The sequence below is a fragment of the Rhodobacter sp. 4.3.4 genome (assembly GCF_058724655.1).
Genome location: NZ_CM178967.1, coordinates 3,440,234 through 3,459,947, shown reverse-complemented (window position 1 = coordinate 3,459,947; position 19,714 = coordinate 3,440,234). Strand labels below are relative to the sequence as shown.

General features: G+C 66.3%; 23 protein-coding genes and 1 tRNA gene. 14 read left to right on the top strand and 10 right to left on the bottom strand.

Translation table 11 applies throughout. From position 1 onward, the window contains the following. Positions 1–3: 3 nt before the first annotated feature. Positions 4–1,065, bottom strand: a complete 1,062-nt coding sequence (gene hrcA / locus AC4PTB_RS17150; protein ID WP_492191059.1) for a heat-inducible transcriptional repressor HrcA — start codon at positions 1,063–1,065, stop codon at positions 4–6. A gap of 111 nt (positions 1,066–1,176) precedes the next feature. Between hrcA and rph the strand changes: the two genes are divergently transcribed. From rph to hemW, 4 genes are read left to right on the top strand one after another with little or no spacing between them, the layout of a single operon-like run. Beyond that, positions 1,177–1,890, top strand: coding sequence for a ribonuclease PH (rph, locus tag AC4PTB_RS17145; protein ID WP_492191058.1), 714 nt, complete (start codon positions 1,177–1,179; stop codon positions 1,888–1,890). Continuing rightward, a complete protein-coding gene (gene rdgB / locus AC4PTB_RS17140) occupies positions 1,887–2,498 on the top strand; it encodes an RdgB/HAM1 family non-canonical purine NTP pyrophosphatase (RefSeq protein ID WP_492191057.1) in 612 nt (203 codons plus the stop codon). Before rph ends, rdgB begins: the two co-directional genes overlap by 4 nt. Further along, positions 2,495–2,875, top strand: a complete 381-nt coding sequence (locus AC4PTB_RS17135; RefSeq protein WP_492191056.1) for a RidA family protein — start codon at positions 2,495–2,497, stop codon at positions 2,873–2,875. Before rdgB ends, AC4PTB_RS17135 begins: the two co-directional genes overlap by 4 nt. Then, positions 2,872–4,029: a radical SAM family heme chaperone HemW gene (gene hemW / locus AC4PTB_RS17130; RefSeq protein ID WP_492191055.1), complete on the top strand. Its 1,158-nt coding sequence runs from the start codon at positions 2,872–2,874 to the stop codon at positions 4,027–4,029. The genes AC4PTB_RS17135 and hemW overlap by 4 nt, the downstream gene beginning before the upstream one ends. Positions 4,030–4,032: 3 nt before the next feature. Here hemW and AC4PTB_RS17125 read toward each other — a convergent pair whose 3' ends face one another. The 6 genes from AC4PTB_RS17125 to AC4PTB_RS17100 form a co-directional block, all read right to left on the bottom strand. Then, positions 4,033–4,932 (bottom strand): ChuX/HutX family heme-like substrate-binding protein, encoded by a 900-nt coding sequence (locus AC4PTB_RS17125; RefSeq protein ID WP_492191054.1) that lies wholly within the window; start codon positions 4,930–4,932, stop codon positions 4,033–4,035. A gap of 126 nt (positions 4,933–5,058) precedes the next feature. Then, positions 5,059–7,308, bottom strand: a complete 2,250-nt coding sequence (locus AC4PTB_RS17120) for a hypothetical protein (protein WP_492191053.1) — start codon at positions 7,306–7,308, stop codon at positions 5,059–5,061. Beyond that, on the bottom strand, positions 7,305–8,174 hold the full coding sequence (motA, locus tag AC4PTB_RS17115) for a flagellar motor stator protein MotA (RefSeq protein WP_013069182.1): 870 nt from the start codon (positions 8,172–8,174) through the stop codon (positions 7,305–7,307). The genes AC4PTB_RS17120 and motA overlap by 4 nt, the downstream gene beginning before the upstream one ends. 62 nt (positions 8,175–8,236) lie before the next feature. Beyond that, a complete protein-coding gene (locus AC4PTB_RS17110) occupies positions 8,237–8,863 on the bottom strand; it encodes a MotE family protein (RefSeq protein WP_492191052.1) in 627 nt (208 codons plus the stop codon). Further along, on the bottom strand, positions 8,860–9,261 hold the full coding sequence (locus tag AC4PTB_RS17105) for a hypothetical protein (protein WP_492191051.1): 402 nt from the start codon (positions 9,259–9,261) through the stop codon (positions 8,860–8,862). The genes AC4PTB_RS17110 and AC4PTB_RS17105 overlap by 4 nt, the downstream gene beginning before the upstream one ends. 10 nt (positions 9,262–9,271) lie before the next feature. After that, the gene (locus AC4PTB_RS17100) at positions 9,272–9,766 is read right to left on the bottom strand and encodes a flagellar basal body-associated FliL family protein (protein WP_492191050.1); all 495 of its coding nucleotides are present in this window, start codon (positions 9,764–9,766) and stop codon (positions 9,272–9,274) included. Between the two features lie 135 nt (positions 9,767–9,901). On the opposite strand from AC4PTB_RS17100, the gene fliF reads away from it, so the two are divergent. Genes fliF through fliP form a run of 4 tightly spaced genes read left to right on the top strand, consistent with a single transcriptional unit; the run spans position 9,902 to position 13,139 of the window. Continuing rightward, positions 9,902–11,548: a flagellar basal-body MS-ring/collar protein FliF gene (gene fliF, locus AC4PTB_RS17095; protein WP_492191049.1), complete on the top strand. Its 1,647-nt coding sequence runs from the start codon at positions 9,902–9,904 to the stop codon at positions 11,546–11,548. Beyond that, positions 11,545–12,150, top strand: a complete 606-nt coding sequence (locus AC4PTB_RS17090) for a FliH/SctL family protein (protein WP_492191048.1) — start codon at positions 11,545–11,547, stop codon at positions 12,148–12,150. The genes fliF and AC4PTB_RS17090 overlap by 4 nt, the downstream gene beginning before the upstream one ends. Further along, positions 12,143–12,415: a FliM/FliN family flagellar motor switch protein gene (locus AC4PTB_RS17085; protein WP_492191047.1), complete on the top strand. Its 273-nt coding sequence runs from the start codon at positions 12,143–12,145 to the stop codon at positions 12,413–12,415. The genes AC4PTB_RS17090 and AC4PTB_RS17085 overlap by 8 nt, the downstream gene beginning before the upstream one ends. A 1-nt stretch (position 12,416) precedes the next feature. Further along, on the top strand, positions 12,417–13,139 hold the full coding sequence (gene fliP / locus AC4PTB_RS17080) for a flagellar type III secretion system pore protein FliP (RefSeq protein WP_492191046.1): 723 nt from the start codon (positions 12,417–12,419) through the stop codon (positions 13,137–13,139). On the opposite strand, the gene msrA is transcribed toward fliP, so the two are convergent. The 3 genes from msrA to AC4PTB_RS17065 form a co-directional block, all read right to left on the bottom strand. Further along, positions 13,130–13,627 carry a peptide-methionine (S)-S-oxide reductase MsrA gene (gene msrA, locus AC4PTB_RS17075; RefSeq protein ID WP_492191045.1) on the bottom strand — a complete coding sequence of 166 codons (498 nt, stop codon included), beginning with the start codon at positions 13,625–13,627 and terminating at the stop codon, positions 13,130–13,132. The genes fliP and msrA overlap by 10 nt on opposite strands. Positions 13,628–13,631: 4 nt before the next feature. Then, positions 13,632–14,078 carry a peptide-methionine (R)-S-oxide reductase MsrB gene (gene msrB / locus AC4PTB_RS17070; RefSeq protein WP_492191044.1) on the bottom strand — a complete coding sequence of 149 codons (447 nt, stop codon included), beginning with the start codon at positions 14,076–14,078 and terminating at the stop codon, positions 13,632–13,634. 92 nt (positions 14,079–14,170) lie between these two features. After that, positions 14,171–14,246: transfer RNA gene (locus AC4PTB_RS17065), tRNA-Lys, on the bottom strand. Between the two features lie 106 nt (positions 14,247–14,352). Between AC4PTB_RS17065 and dapF the strand changes: the two genes are divergently transcribed. The 6 genes from dapF (at position 14,353) to AC4PTB_RS17035 (ending at position 19,627) form a co-directional block, all read left to right on the top strand. Continuing rightward, positions 14,353–15,186: a diaminopimelate epimerase gene (dapF, locus tag AC4PTB_RS17060; protein ID WP_492191043.1), complete on the top strand. Its 834-nt coding sequence runs from the start codon at positions 14,353–14,355 to the stop codon at positions 15,184–15,186. Further along, positions 15,183–16,442 (top strand): tRNA (N(6)-L-threonylcarbamoyladenosine(37)-C(2))-methylthiotransferase MtaB, encoded by a 1,260-nt coding sequence (gene mtaB / locus AC4PTB_RS17055; RefSeq protein ID WP_492191042.1) that lies wholly within the window; start codon positions 15,183–15,185, stop codon positions 16,440–16,442. Before dapF ends, mtaB begins: the two co-directional genes overlap by 4 nt. Before the next feature lie 93 nt (positions 16,443–16,535). Beyond that, on the top strand, positions 16,536–16,958 hold the full coding sequence (gene arfB / locus AC4PTB_RS17050; RefSeq protein WP_023914427.1) for an alternative ribosome rescue aminoacyl-tRNA hydrolase ArfB: 423 nt from the start codon (positions 16,536–16,538) through the stop codon (positions 16,956–16,958). Further along, positions 16,951–18,213: an aminotransferase class III-fold pyridoxal phosphate-dependent enzyme gene (locus AC4PTB_RS17045; protein WP_492191041.1), complete on the top strand. Its 1,263-nt coding sequence runs from the start codon at positions 16,951–16,953 to the stop codon at positions 18,211–18,213. Before arfB ends, AC4PTB_RS17045 begins: the two co-directional genes overlap by 8 nt. After that, entirely contained in the window at positions 18,210–19,184 is a 975-nt protein-coding gene (locus AC4PTB_RS17040) for a phosphotransferase enzyme family protein (RefSeq protein ID WP_492191040.1), read from the top strand. Before AC4PTB_RS17045 ends, AC4PTB_RS17040 begins: the two co-directional genes overlap by 4 nt. After that, on the top strand, positions 19,181–19,627 hold the full coding sequence (locus AC4PTB_RS17035; protein ID WP_492191039.1) for an NUDIX hydrolase: 447 nt from the start codon (positions 19,181–19,183) through the stop codon (positions 19,625–19,627). Before AC4PTB_RS17040 ends, AC4PTB_RS17035 begins: the two co-directional genes overlap by 4 nt. Positions 19,628–19,714 lie beyond the last annotated feature (87 nt).

The window sequence follows — 19,714 nt, the reverse complement described above, 5'->3', positions numbered from 1 at the left end:
GTTTCACCCTTTGCCCCGGCCAGCGAGCATCCGCCCGACCAGTTGCGCCGTATAATCCACGATCGGCACGATCCGCCCGTAGTTGAGCCGGGTGGGGCCGATGACCCCCACCGCGCCGATGATCTTTCGATCCGCGTTCATATAGGGAGAGACCACCAAAGAGGAACCCGAAAGTGAGAAGAGTTTGTTCTCCGAGCCGATAAAAATGCGCACGCCCTCGCCGTCTTCGGTCAGATCAAGGAATTCGGCAATGTCGCGTTTGCGTTCCAGATCGTCGAAAAGCGTGCGGATCCGGTCCAGATCGCCCTCGGGCTCCAGCAGATTTGACTGGCCGCGCACGATCAGCCGCTCCCACGGCTCGCCCTGATCGGCCCATTGCGCCAGACCGCTTTCGACCATCTCGGCGGCGAGCGCATCAAGTTCCTGCCGCCGCGCGGAAATCTCTGCGGCGATTTCGCGGCGCAGATCGGACAGCGTCTTGCCCTCGGCGAGCGCGTTGAGAAAATTCGCCGCCTCGCGCATCGACGACGGCGTCTGCCCCACGGGCGGGGTGAAGACGCGGTTTTCCACCTGACCATCGGCCAGAACCAGCACCACCAGCGCCCGGTCCGGGGCCAGCGAGACGAATTCGATATGCCGGATCGGCGCCTCGGTCTTCGGCGCCAGCACCAGGCTGGCCCCATGCGTCAGCCCCGAGAGCGCCGAGCCCACCCGGTCGAGCAGCGATCCCACGTCAGGTTCCGCCGCGCCCACCGTGGCCTCCAGCGCGGCACGGTCGGTCGCCTGAACCTCGCTCACCTCCATGAAGCCATCGACGAACATCCGCAGCCCCATCTGCGTCGGCACCCGCCCTGCGGAGACATGCGGGCTGCCCAGAAGCCCCAGATATTCCAGATCCTGCATCACGTTGCGGATCGTCGCCGCCGAGAGCTTCTCGCTCATCAGCCGGGTCAGCGTGCGCGAGCCGACCGGATCGCCGGTTTCCAGATAGCCTTCAACCACCCGGCGAAACACTTCGCGGGAGCGGTCGTTCAAGTCCGAGATCAACTGGGTCTGGTTCGTCATGGCCACGCTTTGCATTATTGCCGTGAAAGCTTTTCCGTCAATCGTGCCTTCGGGGTTGCATCGGGTCTTCTGCCGTTTCAAATGGGGTCAAATCCAGCGAAAGGACAGCCCATGCGCCCCTCTGGCCGCAATCTTGCCGATATCCGTTCCATTTCCATCGAAACCGGTGTGACGAAACATGCCGAAGGTTCGGTGCTGATCAAGATGGGCGACACCCATGTTCTGTGCACCGCGACGATCGAGGACAAGGCGCCCTCGTTCCTCAAGGGCTCGGGCCTGGGCTGGGTGACGGCGGAATACGGGATGCTGCCGCGTGCGACGAATTCGCGCAACCGGCGCGAGGCGGCGGCGGGCAAGCAATCGGGCCGCACGCAGGAGATCCAGCGGCTGATCGGCCGGGCTTTGCGGGCGGGGATCGACCGCTCCGCGCTGGGCGAGCGGCAGATCGTGGTGGATTGCGACGTGCTGCAGGCCGATGGCGGCACCCGCTGTGCCTCGATCACCGGCGGTTGGGTGGCGCTGCGTCTGGCGGTGAACAAGCTTCTGAAATCGGGGCTGATCGCGTCCGATCCGATCATCGATCATGTGGCGGCGATTTCCTGCGGCATCTATGCGGGCCAGCCGATCGCCGATCTGGATTATGCCGAGGATTCTGAGGCCGGCGTTGACGGCAACTTCATCCTGACCGGGCGCGGCCGTCTGGTCGAGGTGCAGATGACCGCCGAGGGTTCGACCTTCTCGCGCGAGGAGATGACGAAATTGCTCGATCTGGCCGAGGCCGGGGTGGCGCAGCTGGTGGCGGCGCAAAAGGCGGCGATCGCATGAGGGCTTTCACCGAAAAGCGGCTGCTGGTGGCGACCCACAACAAGGGCAAGCTGGCGGAAATGCGCGATCTTCTGGCCCCTTACGGGGTCGAGGTGGTCGGCGCGGCCGAGCTGAACCTGCCCGAACCGGCGGAAACCGAGACGACCTTTGTCGGCAATGCCCGGATCAAGGCGCATGCGGCGGCCAAGGCGACCGGCCTGCCCGCGCTGTCCGATGACAGTGGCATCGAGGTTGACGCATTGGGTGGTGCCCCGGGGGTTTACACCGCCGATTGGGCGGAAACGCCGAACGGGCGCGATTTCGTGCTGGCGATGACCCGGACCTGGGCCGAATGCGAGGCGAAGAATGCGCCGTTTCCGCGCAAGGCCCGGTTCCGCTCGACCCTGGTTCTGGCCTGGCCCGACGGGCATGACGAGGTGTTCGAGGGCAAGGCCGAAGGGCAGCTGGTCTGGCCGATGCGCGGTGCGCAGGGGCACGGCTATGATCCGATGTTCCAGCCCGAGGGGTTCGAGGTGACCTTCGCGGAAATGGAGCCCTCGCAAAAGAACGAGATTTCCCACCGTGCGGATGCGTTCCGCAAATTCGTCAAGGTCATGGAGGCAAAATGACTCGTGTCAATATTTCGGGCGGCTCGCCGTATGAGCCGAAACTGGGCTATTCCCGCGCCGTGGTGCAGGGCGACTGGTGCTTTGTCGCGGGCACGACCGGCGTCGATCCGGTGACGAAGACCTTCCCCGACTCGGTTCTGGAACAGGCGCAAAACACGCTTGCGACGATCAAATCGGTGCTGGAAGGCGCGGGCTTCTCGCTCGAAAACGTCGTGCGGGCGAATTACATCATCACCGATGCCGCCTATATGGAAGAGATCATCCCGGCGCTGTCGGCGACCTTTGGCGAGATCCGTCCGGCGGCGACGATGATCGTGGCCGGGCTGGTGAACCCCGCGATGAAGATCGAGATCGAAGTCACGGCCTTCAAGGGATGAGCGACGACTGGCGGCACGGGGGCTTTGGCCTTTACCTCCACTGGCCCTTTTGTGCCGCCAAATGCCCCTATTGCGACTTCAACAGCCATGTGGCCGCCGCGATCGATCACGACCGCTGGCTGCGGGCTTACCTGGCGGAAATCGACCGGATCGGTGCCGAAACGCAGGGTCGCGTGCTCAATACGGTGTTTTTCGGCGGTGGCACGCCGTCCCTGATGGCGCCCGAGACGGTGGCGGCGGTGATTGACCGGATCCGCGCCACCTGGCCCACGGCGAATGATCTGGAAATCACGCTTGAGGCCAATCCGACCAGCATCGACGCGGGCAAGTTCCGCTCCTTTGCGCAGGCGGGCGTGACCCGGCTGTCGATGGGAATGCAGGCGATGGACGATGACAGCCTGCGCCGCCTGGGCCGGATGCATAGCGCGGCCGAGGGGCGGGCGGCGTTCGATATCGCCCGGGCGCATTTTCCGCGTGTCAGCTTCGATCTGATCTATGCCCGGCAGGGGCAAAGCCTGGACGATTGGGCGCGGGAACTCCGCACGGCGCTCTCGATGGCGGTCGATCACTTCTCGCTTTACCAGCTGACGATCGAGGACGGCACAGCCTTCGGGCGGCTTTTCGCGGCGGGCAAGCTGCGGGATCTGCCCGAAGATGATCTGGCTGCCGACATGTATCTGAAAACGCAAGAAATCTGCGATGCGGCCGGGCTGCCTGCCTATGAGGTGTCGAACCATGCCCGGCCCGGGGCCGAATGTCGGCACAACCTTGTTTACTGGCGCTATGGCGATTATGCCGGGATCGGCCCCGGCGCGCATGGGCGGCTGACGCTGGGCGGTATCCGTCACGCGACCGAGGCGCCGAAAGCCCCCGCTGACTGGCTGGACCGGGTCGAGCGTCTGGGCACTGGCGAGATGCCGCGAGAGCCGCTTGCGCGGCAGGAACAGGCGACCGAATTCCTGCTTTTCGGGCTGCGGCTGGCCGAGGGGATCGACCCGCTTCGGTATGAACGTCTCTCGGGGCAGGCGCTGCCCGCGCAGGCCCTGGCAGATCTGGAGGCGATGGGGATGATCGCGCGCGACGCCGGGCGCATCCGCGCCACCGCACAGGGGCGCGCGGTGCTCAATGCGGTGATTCGCGCGCTGATGCCCTGAGGCTCAGGGCTGGACATCGCCCTCGGCCGCCAGAAGATCGGCCCAGCCCTCTGCCCCCGACATCCGCACGATCAGCTGACCGGCCGCGCCGAAAGCATCCACCGTGCCATCGGGATGCGCCCAGACCTCGGCCATGTGATCCATGCGCAGATGCAGCTCCAGCCCCGGATCGAGGACATTGATCCAGGGCCCGGCCTCCAGCACCCGGACGATCACGCCGGAATGCCGTTCGATGCAGCCGGGGTTGCCGACCGCGAAATCCACCGGCACGCCGGTTTCGGCGGCGCGACCCATCAGCCGTTCGATCGCGCCTTTGGTCAGCCGACGCGCCGGGACGCGACCCTCGCGCAGGGGGGAGACCCGGCTCAGATCCGCCCAGAGATCGGCTGCCGGATCGGTCGCGGCGGGCGTGAAGCTCTGGTCCTGATCCGCCAGCCGCAGCGCATCAATCAGCGGCGCCCAGGCCTCGGCAGTCGACTCGTCGCGCAGATGGATCTTGTGCACCGCCTCGCCCGCCGCATCGAAGATCTGGATCGAGCGCTTCGGCCCCTTCGGCCCCGCCTCGTCCAGCGCGAAGCCATGCTGCCACTTTGCGCAAAGCAGCGTCAGATCAATCGGCGGGTTGACGATCCGGGCGACCTCGCCGGGCTGATAACGGTCGTAGCAGCCGACCTTTTCCAGCACGCAACTGTCATTGCGGGTCAGCGCCATCACCTGACCCAGCGCGGCAAGGCCCGGCAGGATCCGGTTCGGATCGGCGGAAATCCGCGTCGCGGTGGTGCCGACGAAGGCGGCGCAGAGCGCGGCTTCGGGGATGCCAAGCGTATCGGCGAAATCGCGGGCATAGATCCGCGGCTTGCGGGCGCGGGCGGTGCGGATCTGCTCTGGGGTGATGGCCGTCATCGCGGTCCCTCCGGTCGGCTTCGGTCCCCGCAGAGCTAGCGCAGAGCCGTCGCGACCGAAAGGCCGGAGGTGATCAACAGGGCCGGGCGCGGCAATTCGATCCGCCCCGGGGCCGCGCGGTGCGGATCACGGGGTCTTCAGCTCCTCCATTAGCTTCTCGAAGGCCTCCCGCTCGGATTGGCTCTGGCTGATCAGCTGCTGCGCCTGTGACAACGGCCCCGGCGGAACGGCATCCTGCGGCTCCGCGGGCGGGGCCGTTTCCGGCGCGAAGAGTTCGACAAAACGTTTCTGCGTCTCCGACCCCTTTTGCGCGACCAGCGTCCAGTTCCCCGCACGCCAGGCGGCGTCAAGCTGTGCCTGGGTCTGCCCGGCCTCGGCGAATTCCCCTTCGGCGGTGCTGTGCTGGCCCAGCATGCTCATCGCCTCGCCGCGCAGTTTTGCGGCCTCTTCGCCGGGCAGATCGCCCAGATAGGAATAGGCCGCCGCCGCATCCCGACCGGCCAGCGCCGCCCGCGCCAGGGCGAGACGGCCCGGCGGGCTGCGCCGGGTCTCGGCAGAAAGGATGTCGCGCGCCGATTGCCAGAACCCCGTCGCCGCGAGCCGATCAGCCAGCGCGACCTGCACGCCGGGGGCCAGCACGGACGGGGGGATCTGGTCGCGATGCCGGAAAAACGTCTCGACGAACAGCGTGTCATCCGGGACCCTGCCCAGCTGGGCGGCCAGATCGCTGGTTGCGGATTGCTTCAGCGCGTCGAACTGCGCCGGGTCCCAGGTCGAGAGGGTCTGGAACGCCTCGTCGAACCGCGCCGTCGACCCCAGACCGAGCACCTCGGCGCGAATCAGCCGCGCACCGGTTTCAGAGCCACGCAGCTGCCGCCCCAAAGCCCCCGCATTGTCGACATCGGTGGCGGGAATCGCCGCGCCCAGCGACAGCTTGGTTTCGATCGACGTGTAAAGCGCCTCTGCCGCGGCCGGGCTGCCCGAGAGCGCCAACCCGTCCAGCAGTCGTGCCGCCTCTTCCTTGCGCCCGGCACTCAGATCGATCCGGGCATCGATTTCGGCGAGCGCCCCCTGATCGGATTTCGGCGCGCGGGCCAGCATCGAGCGGACGGTCGCCGCCACATCCGGCGCCCCCATGTCGATCAGCCGCGCGCTGAGCGCTGGGCCGACAAGGGCCCGGATATTCGGGGGCAGGGCGGAATAGGCGCGCAAAACGGCGCCGAAATTCACCTCTGCCTTGCGCGGGGGCTCGTCCGCTGCCAGCACCGCCCACAGCGCCACCTTGCCGTCGCATGCGGTCAGGCCCGGCAGGCTTTTCGCCATCGCAGGCGGATTTCCCTCGATGATATCGGCCAGGATCGGCAGCGGTCCCGCCTCTTCGGGGCTGATGCCAAAGCTGCGCAGGCTTGCCTTGGCTTCGGCGCCGAAGCCGAAGGCGACATAGACCCGGGCCAGTTTCAGCACCGCCTCGGGCCGGGGACGGTCGAATTCCCCGACCAGATCCTGTCGCGCCTCGGTGAATTGTTCATGCGCCGGTTTGTCGGTCTGCCACGCCAGAATGTCGAAATCCTCATCTGGCGGGCAGCTGTGACCCGACCTGGAAAGCTGATGCCGGGCAACGGCCGATGCGGTGTCGCGATCGATCACCGTTTCCGATTGCAGCGCCAGCTCCGGCGCGGCCGCGTCTGGCGAAGCCGCGGGGGCGGGCTCTGCCGCGGCTTCGGGGGCCGCCTTCTGGGCCTGCCGGGGCAATTCCACCGTGATCAGCCCTTGCGAGGCCGCGCGTCCCAGTTGCTCGACGAGATCGCGTTCCGCCGTCCTGACCCGCGCATCCGGCAAGGCGAGCGGAGAGACGACCCGCGCCGGGGGCGGGGCGGCGGGCGCGGGATCCGCCGCCGGGGGCTGCTGCGGCGCCGGTTTCGACCAGTAAAGATCAAGATAGGCGCGATCGGGGAGCGGCCGGAAGCTTTGCGCCGCGGGCGTGACCGGGACCGGAGGGACCGGCGTGTCCGGTTCAGGGCCATCGACGATGTCGATCACCGCCGCCCCGATCGGCAGCGGGAAGGATTCAAGACGCACCGAGGGCGGCGTCTCGATGAAGACCGAGCGCGCATCGACATCGGGCGTGACCGAGAGGATGCGCGTTTTCGGAATCAGATCGAAGACCCGGGAGAGGTCGAAACGGGTTTCCTGCCCCGGGGTGGTGAAGCGGTAACCGCCCGCCACGCGTTCGGTGGTCCAGACGGTTCCCGGCGGCAACATGAAGACCAGACGGGAGAAGGTCTCGTGCTCGCCCGAACGGACGGCGATCTGCTGCGCCGCCGCCGGGGCGCCCACGAGCAGGATCACCCCGAGCGCAAGGATGAACCGGGTCATGCCGCCTCCGATTTCACCGCCTTGAGCGCCTCTTCGAGTTCCGAGAAACTGGGGCGGATGTGATGCGGGGTGTTCTGACGCCCGACTTCGATGCAGATGTTGGTGGCATGATTGTGCAGGTTGGCCACCAGCACTTCGCGGATCAATTTGTAGAAATGCGCATCCTCGTCGACCACCGCCTTGATGCGGGTGGCGAAGGGGCCGATGAAACCATAGGCCAGGAACACGCCGAGGAAGGTGCCCACCAGCGCCCCGCCGATCATCTTGCCAAGGATTTCCGGCGGCTGGTCGATCGAGGCCATGGTCTTGATCACGCCCAGCACGGCGGCGACGATGCCGAGCGCGGGCATGGCATCGGCGATCGACTGCATCGCGTGGCTCGAATGCATGGCGTGATGATAATTCGCCTCGAGCTGCTTTTCGAGCACTTCCTCGACCTGATGGGGGTCGTCATAGTTCATCGAGGCCGAGCGCATCGTGTCGCAGATCATCTCCACCGCTTCGTGATCATGCAGGATTTTCGGATATTTCCCGAAGATCGACGAATTCTCGGGCGCTTCGATATGTTCCTCGATGGCGACCGGGTTCTGCCGCGCCAGCCGGATCAGCTCGAACAGCAGGCACAGCAGGTCGCGGTAATCGGAGGGCTTCCACTTCGCGCCCTTGAAGACCTTGCCGATGTCCTTGACCGTGTGCTTGATCGAGGGCAGGTCGTTGGACAGGACGAAGGCGCCGACCGCCGCCCCGCCGATCATGATCATCTCGAACGGCAGGGCCTTGAGGATGATCCCCATCTTGCCGCCTGCGGCGACGTAGCCGCCGAACACCATTGCGAAGATGATGACGATCCCGACGATGCCTATCATTGCAGTTCTCCATGCTCTTGCCGGAACCTTGGCAGAGTTCGCTTAACAAATGCTCTTCGAAATTAGTTTTGCGGCGCCCCGGCGTTGCGGCCGGCCATGATGACGCTGATCGTGTAGGCGACCTTCGGATCAAGCGCCGCCATCACCGCCGCAGACGTCTCCGGCCGCATCCGCGACAGGAATCCGGCCGCAAAATCGGGTGACATCGCCGAAAACAGCGGCGCCGCATCCTTCGGTTTCATGTTCTCGTAGACGGTCACCAGCCGGGTCACATCTTCGTCAGCCGCCTTGTCCGCAATGGTCACGGTCTGCGCCAGATTCTGTTCCGCCTGAACCAGCGAGGCGAGTCGCTCCTCGATGCGCTTTTCCGCGAGGCTGATCGCCTGCGAGCGGTCCGACAGCACCTTCTCGCGCTCGGCCAGCTTGCGTTCCCGGGTCTGGACCTCGGCGTAAAGCTGCATCACGCCGGGTTCGGTGACGCATTCCGCGGATCCGGTCGCGGAACCGGGGGCGGCGGGCGTGGCCTCGGCGCTGTCGAGCGCCAGCGCGAAGCCCGAGCCGAATCGCACCAGCGCCGAGGCGGCGAACAGCGCCGCGATCAGCACGAGAGAGCCGCGGCCGATCCTTCTGCGCAGTTTCTTCGCAGCCGGTTTCGGCGTGGGCACGGGGGCCGGGCGGGGCGCTTTCATTCCGCGGCCTCCAGATCGGACGGACGCACCCGGCGGCGCAACACGCGCTGGCGTTGCGGTTCCGGTTCCGGCATGGGCGCTGCGGGCGCGGCCTGGGCCGGGGCCGCCGCCGGCGTCGCCGCGGCCTGCGACATCGCCATGAGCAGTTCCAGCCGCTGCGCGCTCTGCTCGGCGCGTTCGGTCAGGCTGCGCAATTGCTCGGCCGAGGTGGCCGCCGTCGCCTGGGCCCGGTTGAGCGCCTTGGTCATGTCGTCAACCTGCGCCGAGAGCACGGCGATGGCGCCGCCCATGCCGCTTTCCAGCTGGTTGAACCGCTTCAGCCTGCGGGCCAGAACCATGCAGTAGGCGCTGGCCCCCAAGGCGCCCAAACCCATGAGAATATCTGCGATCAGCTGCATTTTTCTCTCCCTAGTTCATCACGAATTCGATCACGAGCAGGTCGTTGACCATGCCCTCGCCGACCACGATCTGGACCCGGCGCAGCATCTGTGCGCGCAGCCGCAACAGCGCGGCGGGGTCTTCCAGATCGGACACTTCGACCGCGCGCAGGAAGCCGTTCAGAACATCCATCACGCGCGGCTTCAGCAGCTCGACCTCTTTTTGCTTCAGCACCGGCACTTCCAGCTGTGCCGAGAATCGCAGATGCCGGGCCTTGCCCTCGGTCAGGGAAATCACCATCGGATCGAGCGCGACAAAGGCGATCTGCGGCTCGGTTGCTTCCGGATGCTCTTCCTCGGCGGCGGCCTCGGCACCGTCCTGATGCGCCGGGGCAAGAATCATGCCGGAATAGACGGCATAGAATGCCCCCCCGCCGAGCAGGAGCATCAGCACCAGCCCGATCAGAATCGGCAGCTTCGATTTCTTCTTTGGCGCTTCTTCGCCTTCTGCTTCTGGCTCTGCCATGGCGGTCCCCGATTTCTTCGATCCATCCTGCTATACCCCTGCACCCACTAACCGATTGTTAAGGGCGATCGGAGAAAGATGCGCAGGACGACGGGGCAGAAGTCCGCTCGAAGGAGGTGCGTCTTGCAGCAATTGATGGCCGTTTGGCAGGGGTTGGACACGACGCGACGCGTGCTTGTGGCCGGGGCGACGATTCTGATGTTCGCGGCGATCTTGACGCTGTCGAGCTTTGCGTCGCGGTCCGACAAGGCGCTGCTTTACGCGGGTCTTGAGGGCGCGCGGGCCGGGGAAGTGGTGACGGCGCTGGAAGCGCGCGGCGTTCCCTATGAGGTGCGCGGCGATTCGATCTATGTCGATGCCGCACGGCGCGACGAATTGCGGATGGCACTGGCGGGCGAGGGCCTGCCGGCGACGGGCGGGGCGGGCTATGAACTGCTTGACGGCCTGTCGGGCTTTGGCACCACCTCGCAGATGTTCGACGCCGCCTATTGGCGCGCGAAAGAGGGCGAACTGGCCCGCACGATCGTCGCCAATCCGATGATCCGCGCGGCGCGGGTGCATATTGCGGCGCCCTCGGGGCAGTCCTTCCGCAAGGAAAACCATCCGACCGCTTCCGTCACCGTGACGACGGCTTCGGGCGGGCTCTCGCCCACCCATGCCAAGGCGTTGAAATTTCTTGTGTCTTCTGCGGTGCAGGGGATGAGCCCCGATGACGTTTCGATCATCGATTCGGTGGCGGGGCTGATTTCGACCGGGGATGAGGCTTTCAATCCGGCCGCGAACGATCGCGCCGAGGAGCTGCGCCGCAATGTCGAGCGGCTGCTCGAAGCGCGGGTGGGCTATGGCAATGCGGTGGTCGAGGTGTCGGTGCAGACCGTGACCGAACGCGAGGCGATCACCGAAAAGCGGATCGAGCCCGACAGCCGGGTGGCGATTTCGACCGAGACGCAGGAGCGCTCCGAGAAATCCGACGATACCAAGCCCGCGCCGGTGACGGTGGCCTCGAACCTGCCGCAGGGCGATGCCGCGAATGGCGGAAAATCGCAAAGCCAGGCCTCGGAAACCCGCGAACAGGTGAATTTCGAAGTCTCCGAGACGACTCGCGAAGTGCTGCGCAATCCGGGTGATATCAAGCGCCTGACCGTCGCGGTTCTGGTCGATGGCGTCGAAGGCAAGGATGCGAGCGGGGTGACGGCGATCACGCCGCGCACCGAGGAGGAACTGGCGGCGCTGAAGGAGCTGGTGGCCTCGGCCGTGGGCTTCGACGAGAAGCGCGGCGATGTCATCACCATCCGCTCGATGGCCTTCGAGCCGCTGGCCGAGACCGGCACCGAGGCGACCAGCAGCCTCTTTGCCTCGGCGCCCCTCGATACGATGCAGCTGATCAAGATTGCGATCCTGGCGATCGTGGCGCTGATTCTCGGTCTCTTCGTGATGCGTCCGATCCTGGCGCAACGCGCGGCGGCGGCCGAGGCGGAGCGGGCGATGAACCTGCCCGGCGGCATGATCGGTTCGGACGAGGGCACCGGCCGGGCGCTGACCGGCGAGATCGCCGATGGCGACATGCCGATCGGGTCGATGAACGTGGTCTCGGACTTCGATCTGGGCGACATGCCGATGGCGATGGGCACCGGCAACTTCGGGGACATGGGCGGCATCGGCGGCGAGTCGGGTCAGTCCGGCGATCCGGTGGCGCGTCTGAAGAAGCTGATCGAGGAACGTCAGGCCGAATCGGTCGAAATCCTGCGCAGCTGGATGGATGAGGCGGAGGAACGGGCATGATCCGGAACCGGGTTCGGCTGGAATCCTTCGAGGCGGAGCCCGCCCCGCCGCCGCAGCCGCAGATCGAGATCGATCCCGGCGCCTTCGAAGAGGAACGTCTGGCGGCCTTTGAAAAGGGCTACGCCGCCGGTTGGGACGATGCGATCGCGGCGCAGGAGGCTGAAGGCACCAAGCTGCGCGCCGATCTGGGGCAGAACCTGCAGGAGCTGTCCTTCACCTATCACGAGGCGCGGCAGGAGATCCTGATGGCGCTGCGCCCGCTTCTGGTCGATATCGCCGCCAAGCTGCTGCCCGCGATGGCGCGGCAGACGCTGGCGCAGATGGTGGCCGAACAGCTGCAGCCGCTGGCCGAATCCGCGACCTCGGTGCCGATCACCATTCTGGCCAACCCGGTCAGCCTGCCGGTGATCGAGGAGGTTCTGGGCAAAAGCTCCGGTCTGCCGCTTGTCTTCGTGGCCGATCAGACCCTTGGCGAGGGTCAGGTCTATCTCAAATTCGCCGAAACCGAGACCCGGATCGACCTTGACGGGGTGATCCGGCTGATCGCCGACGCGATCGACACCTATTTCAGCGCCAGCCAGCAGGAGGCCGCTCATGGATGACACTGCCCCGTCCAACAACCCGTTTTCGCAAGTTCCGATCGAGATCACCATTTCGGTGGGCAAGGCCCGGCCGCTGGTGCGCGATCTGCTGCGGATGAAGCGCGATTCGATCCTGCCGCTGGATCGTCGGGTCGAAGATCCGGTCGAGCTTTATGTCGGCGACAAGCTGATTGCCCGCGGCGAGCTGACCGAGATGGAAGGCGAATCGAACGGCCAGCTTGCCGTGCGCCTGACCGAAGTCGTCGATCTGCAGAACGGGCTCTGACATGCGCGTTCTTGCCCTTGCATTAACGTTAATGATCCTTGCGGCGCCTGCGGGCGCGCAGGAGATCACGCTCGACATGGGCGGGAACGGCAGCCTGACGAATTCCTCGCTGATTCTGATCGCGGGGATCACGCTGCTGAGCCTGGCGCCGGGTCTGGCGATCATGGTGACCTGCTTTCCCTTCATCGTCACCGTGCTCTCGATCCTGCGCCAGGCGCTGGGGCTGCAGCAATCGCCGCCGAACATGCTGATCATCAGCCTGGCGCTGTTTCTGACCTGGTTCGTGATGGAACCGACCTTCATGGCCAGCTATGAGGCCGGGATCAAGCCGCTGGTCGCACAGCAGATCGACATCGTCACCGCCTTCGAACGCGGCATCGAGCCGTTCCGCCTGTTCATGGCGGGCCGCACCGATCCCGAGACCTTCACCCAGCTGGCCGCGATCCGCGAAGGCGCCACCTACACCGGCACCGCGCGCGAGGCGCCGCTGTCGATCCTGGTGCCCTCCTTCATGCTGTCGGAGATCACCCGGGCCTTCGAGATCGGCTTTCTGGTCTTCCTGCCGTTCCTGATCATCGATCTGGTCGTCTCGGCGATCCTGATGTCGATGGGGATGATGATGGTGCCGCCCGCCGTCGTGGCCCTGCCGTTCAAGCTGGCCTTCTTCGTGGTGGCGAACGGCTGGGTTCTGCTTTCGGGCGCGCTGGTGCGCAGTTATTCCTGACGCCGGGGCAGCACCCAGTTCGGGCGGATCCGGTGGCAGGTATAGCCGTTCGGGAACCGCTCCAGATAATCCTGATGCTCCGGCTCGGCCTGCCAGAATGGCCCGGCCGGGGCAACCTCGGTCACCACCTTGCCCGGCCAGAGGCCGGAGGCATCGACATCGGCGATGGTGTCGCGGGCGATGCGTTCCTGCTCGGCATCAAGGAAAAAGATCGCCGAACGATAGGACAGACCGATGTCATTGCCCTGCCGGTTCGGCGTCGTCGGGTCATGGATCTGGAAAAAGAACTCCAGCAGCCGCCGGAAGCTGATCTGCGCCGGGTCAAAGATGATCTCGATCGCCTCGGCATGGGTGCCGTGATTACGGTAGGTGGCATTCGCCACATCGCCGCCGGAATAGCCGACCCGGGTCGAGATCACCCCGGGCAGCTTGCGGATCAGATCCTGCATCCCCCAGAAGCAGCCGCCCGCCAGTATCGCCTTTGCCATCGTCTCAGCCCTCCAGTTCCGCCAGCCAGTCGCCGTAACCCTCGGCTTCCATGCGATCTTTCGGAATGAACCGCAAGCTGGCCGAGTTGATGCAATAGCGCAGCCCGCCGCGGTCGCGCGGCCCGTCGGGGAAGACATGGCCCAGATGGCTGTCGCCATGCATCGAGCGCACCTCGGTGCGGATCATGCCGTGGCTGAGATCGCGATGCTCGGTCACATGCGCGGGCACGACTGGCCGGGTGAACGAGGGCCAACCGCAGCCGCTCTCGAATTTGTCGCGCGAGGAAAACAGCGGCTCGCCCGAGACCACATCGACATAAAGCCCGGGTTCGGTGGTGTTCCAGAATGCCCCGGTGAAGGCGCGCTCGGTGCCGCTTTCCTGTGTGACGTGGAATTGCTCCGGCGTCAGCCGGGCCAGCGCCTCTGGGGTCTTGCGATATTTCTTGTCCATCTTTCGGCCTCCTGCGGCCCAGATGGTCCGGGGGCACGAAAAGTCCAGCCCCCGAAGGGGTTGTTTCTTTTCGCGATCCGCGGAGAGAGTGATGGTGAGCCGTGCAGGATTCGAACCTGCGACCCGCTGATTAAAAGTCAGCTGCTCTACCAACTGAGCTAACGGCCCATCACTGCGGCGCTCTCTAAAGGCCTGCGCCGGGGGGGTCAAGGGCCAAAACGCGAAAAAAATCGCGGCACTGGAAAAAACTGCAGACGGGGTGTAGAGGGCGCGCATGGACAACAGACCCCTCTCCGAAACCGGCCTGCGCTTTCTGAAGATGCACGGCCTTGGCAACGACTTCGTCGTGATCGACGCGCGCAGCGGTGAAAACCCGGTGACGCCTGCGCTGGCGCGGGCGCTGGGCGACCGGCATCGCGGTGTCGGCTTCGACCAGCTGGCGGTGATCCTGCCCGCCGAAAGCGCGGATTTCACGCTGGAATTCTGGAACGCTGACGGATCGAAGGCGGGGGCTTGCGGCAATGCCTCGCGCTGCGTCTCGGATCTGATGATGCGCGATCTGGGCAAGGACCGCGTGACGCTGACCACGGCGCGCGGCCGTCTTGCGGCGGAACGGCGCGCGGACGGGCTGGTGTCGGTCAACATGGGCGCCCCGATTCTGGAGGCCGCGGCGATTCCCGTGGCCGCCGATCCGCTGGCGCTGCCGCTGGCGGGCGATCCCGTTGCCGTCGGCATGGGCAATCCGCATTGCATCTTTTTTGTCGAGGATGCCGAAGCCGCCGATGTCGCGGGGCTTGGCCCGAAGATCGAGCATCATCCGCTGTTTCCCGAACGCACCAATGTCGAATTCGCCGCGCTGGTCGGCCCCGATCATCTGCGGATGCGGGTCTGGGAACGCGGTGCGGGAATCACGCTGGCCTGCGGCTCGGGCACTTGTGCGACGGCGGTGGCGGCGCATCTGCGCGGTCTGACCGGGCGGCAGGTGATCGTCGATGTCGATGGCGGGCGGCTGGAAATCGACTGGCGCGAGGATGGCGTCTGGATGACCGGCCCGACCGCGCTGGTCTTCGAGGCGGAACTTTCCCCCGCCTTCCTTGCCGCGCCATGAAACCGCCGGTTTTCTCGACGCTGGGCTGTCGGCTGAACGCCTATGAGACCGAGGCGATGAAGGAACTGGCCGCGCAGGCCGGTCTTTCCGGCGCGGTCGTGGTGAACACCTGCGCCGTGACCGCCGAGGCCGTGCGCAAGGCCAAGCAGGAGATCCGCAAGCTCGCCCGCGAAAACCCCGGTGCGGCGATCATCGTCACCGGCTGCGCCGCGCAGACCGAGCCCGAGACCTTCGCCGCGATGACCGAGGTGACCCGCGTCGTCGGCAACCATGAAAAGATGCAGCCCGAAACCTGGGCGGCGCTGACGCCGAAAGGGGCGGATTTCATTGGCGAAACCGAACGGGTGATGGTCGATGACATCCTCTCGGTCAAGGAAACCGCCGGTCATCTGATCGACGGTTTCGGGCGGCATCGCGCCTATGTGCAGGTGCAAAACGGCTGCGATCATCGCTGCACCTTCTGCATCATCCCGTTCGGGCGGGGCAATTCGCGGTCTGTCCCCGCCGGGGTGGTGGTCGAGCAGATCAAGCGGCTGGTCGATCGTGGCTTTGCCGAAGTGGTGCTGACCGGGGTTGATCTGACCTCCTGGGGGGCGGATCTGCCGGGCGCCCCGCGGCTGGGCGATCTGGTGATGCGGATCTTGCGGCTGGTGCCGGATCTGGCGCGGCTGCGGATTTCCTCGATCGACAGCATCGAGGCGGACGAGAACCTGATGCAGGCGATTGCCACCGAACCCCGGCTGATGCCGCATCTGCATCTGTCGCTCCAGCATGGCGATGACATGATCCTGAAGCGGATGAAGCGGCGGCATCTGCGCGACGATGCGATCACCTTTTGCGAGGAGGCGCGGCGGCTGCGCCCCGGCATCGTCTTTGGCGCCGACATCATCGCGGGCTTTCCGACCGAGACCGAGGAGATGTTTCAAAACTCTCTGCGGCTGGTGGAAGATTGCGGCCTGACCTTCCTGCATGTCTTCCCCTATTCGGCCCGCAAGGGCACGCCTGCCGCGCGGATGCCGCGGGTGGCGGGGCCGGTGATCAAGGAGCGCGCGGCACGGCTGCGCGCGGCGGGGGATGCGGCGCTGGCGCGGCATCTGGCGGCCGAGGTCGGTCAGCAGCGGCAGGTGCTGACCGAAGGGCCGCGGCTGGGGCGGACCGAATATTTCACCGAAGTGTCGTTTGACCGTGATATGCCCGAGGGCACGGTGATGTCCTTGCGCATTTCCGGTCACGACGGCGCCCGTCTGCTGGCCTGAGAGCGGGGCGCTGCCCTGCGCGCCCTTGGATATTTTCGGCCAGATAAAGGGCCGGGGGCTTTTGTTTTTCGGATCGGTGGTTAGGTTGGGCCCATGCTGTGGATCGATGACACATTGGCGATTGCCGACTGGGAACTGTCGGAAAGCTTCACGCGCTCGCAGGGGCCGGGGGGGCAGAATGTCAACAAGGTCTCGACCGCGGTGGAACTGCGCTTCGAGGCCGAGCGCAGCCCGCATCTGACGCCCCCGGTGAAGGCGCGGTTGAAGCGGCTGGCGGGGCGGAAATGGACGCTGGATGGCGCCATCGTGATCCGGGCCGAGGAGACGCGCAGCCAGCTGCGCAACCGCGAATTGGCGCGGGAACGGCTGGCCGAGATGATCCGTGCCGCGCTGGTGGCGCCAAAGCGCCGGGTGGCGACGAAGCCGACCTTGGGCAGTCAGCGGCGGCGGCTGGCGGCGAAGACGGTGCGCGGCGAGGTCAAGGCGCTGCGGGGCAGGGTGGGCGAGGATGAGTGACCTGCTGGCCCGTCGCAGGCGGCTTTTGGGGCCGAATGTGCCGACCTTTTATGAGCGCCCCTTGCAGATTGTCCGGGGCGAGGGCGTCTGGCTGTTCGATGACACCGGGCGGCGCTATCTGGATTGCTACAACAACGTCGCGCATGTCGGCCATTGTCATCCGCGCGTGGTCGAAGCGATTACGGCGCAGGCCTCGGTTCTGAACACCCACACGCGCTATCTGCATGACGGCATCCTGAATTACGGCGAGCGTCTGGTGGCGAAATTTTCGCATGATCTCAGCCAGATGCTGATGACCTGCACCGGGTCGGAGGCGAATGATGTCGCGCTGCGGATGGCACAGGCGATGACCGGCAAGACCGGGCTGATTGCCACTGACAACACCTATCACGGCAACACCACGGCGGTCGCGCATCTCTCCACGCGCCGTCCGCCGATTGGCGGCTACCCGCCCCATATCCGCCGCGTGCCCGCGCCCGACAGTCTGGCGCCGCTGGGCGGATCACTTGCCGCGCAGCCGCAGGCCTTCGCAGAGGGCGTGGCCCGGGCGATTGCCGAGCTGGAGGCCTCGGGCCATGGGTTCGCGGGCCTCATGCTTTGCCCGATCTTCGCCAATGAGGGAACGCCCGGCATCGCCCCCGGCTTTCTGGACCCGACCGTCGCGGTGGTGCGCAAGGCGGGCGGTCTGATCCTGTGCGACGAGGTGCAACCGGGCTTTGGCCGGGTGGGGTCGCAGTGGTGGGGGCATGACTTCCTCGGCTTTGCCCCCGATGTGGTGACGCTGGGCAAGCCGATGGGCAATGGCCATCCGGTCGCCGCGGTGATCGCGCGGCCCGAGGTGATGGCGGCCTTTCGCAATGCCTTTGGCTATTTCAACACTTTCGCGGGCAATCCGGTCTCCTGTGCCGCGGCCAGTGCCGTGCTCGACGTGATCGAGGAGGAGGGGCTTGTTGACAACGCCCGCGAGGTCGGCGCCTACGCCCTGGGTCTTTTGCGCGAGTTGCGCCATCCGCTGATCGCCGACAGCCGCGGCTTCGGCCTGTTCTTCGGCATCGAATTCGCCCGCGACGGCCAGCCCGAAACCGAGTTCTGCGGCCGGGTGGTCGAGGCCGCCAAGGACGCGGGCATCCTTCTGGGCCGGGTCGGGCGCGGTCAGCATATCCTCAAGATGCGGCCGCCGATGCCGTTTTCGCGCCCGAATGCCGCGCAGCTGGTCGAGACGCTCGACACGATTTTGCGAAAGATGCCCGCATGATGGAGGATGCCGCCGCCTACGAGATCGCCGCCGAGGCGCAACGCGCCTGGCTGTGCAGGGGCGCGCCTTTGCAGCTGATCTGGCGGTCGGAAAACATCGTCTTCGGCACCCTCCTGCCCAGCGGCACCAAGGCGGTGCTGCGGCTGCACCGGCCCGGCTATCAGGACGCCCCCGCGATCGCCGCCGAGCTGGCCTGGTCGGCGCGGCTGTGCGATGCCGGTGTCGCCGTGGCCGAGCCCCTGCCCGCGGCGAATGGCGCCTGGGTGGCGATGGTGGACGGGCTGGTGGTCTCCTGCCTGCGCTGGATCGAGGGGCAGCCGCTGGGCGAGGCAGTGGCGCCGTTGGAAAATTCCGCCGTTCTGGCCCGGGCCGAGGATTTCGGCGCGCTGATCGCCGATCTGCACAATGCCACCGACGCGGGCGCCTGCCCCGAGGCTTTTCCGCGCGCGGGCTGGGACGGCCCGGCGCTTCTGGGCGAGACGCCGCGGCTGGGCCGGTTCTGGGAAGCGCCGATGCTGAGTGCCGAGGAAAGCGCGATCCTGCGGGCGGCGCGCGACAAGGCGCTGGCGCTTCTGCCGCGGGCCACGGATTTCGGGCCGATCCATGCCGATACGCTGCGCTCGAATGTGATGATGACCCGCGGCGGGCTGCGGCTGATCGATTTCGACGATTGCGGCCCGGGCTGGCGGCTTTACGACCTCGCCTCGGCGCTGGTGCAAAGCTGGGGCGACCCGCTTCTGCCCGAGCATGCCCGGCGGCTGGTAGCGGGCTATCGCCGCCGCCGCGACCTGCCCGCGGATCAGCTGGCGCTTTTGCCGCTGTTTCTTGCGGTGCGGGCCTTCGTCTCGGCCGCCTGGGTCGTCACCCGCGCCCCCGAAGACAGGCGCCGTCAGCGCGCCTATGCCTATCGCGCCGTGGCGCTGGCACGGATGCTGCTGGCGGGCGCCAGCCCCTGGGGAGAGATCGGATGATCGGCCTGCCCCCGTTTCTGCGCAATCTGCTGGGCCACCGCCCCGAGGCGCTGCAGGTGGCGGCGATCTGTCGGCGCGGCCGCGGCAAGGAGACCGAGGTGCTGCTGGTCTCCTCGCTCGACACCAAGCGCTGCATCGTGCCGAAGGGCTGGCCGATGCGCGGCAAGACCCTGGCCGAGGCGGCGCTGCGCGAAGCCTGGGAAGAGGCGGGGGTGCGCGGTCACGTGCAGGCCGATCCGATTGGCGCCTTTCACTACACGAAGCGGCGCAAGAACGGGCTTGAGCAGCGCTGCAAGGTGCTGTGCTTCGTCGTCGAGGTCGAAGGGCTGGATGACGACTATCCCGAGGTCGGGCGCAGGGCGCGACAATTCGTCACACCCAAGGCGGCGGCGAAACGGGTGCAAGAGCGGGAATTGAAGCAGATCCTGCGCACGTTTTCGTGAAGATCGCATTGCCTTGAGCCGGCATCAGGTCTAACCCACGCGCGAACGTAACGGACCGCTGTCAGTTTTGTGACGGGCGTCGTGCAG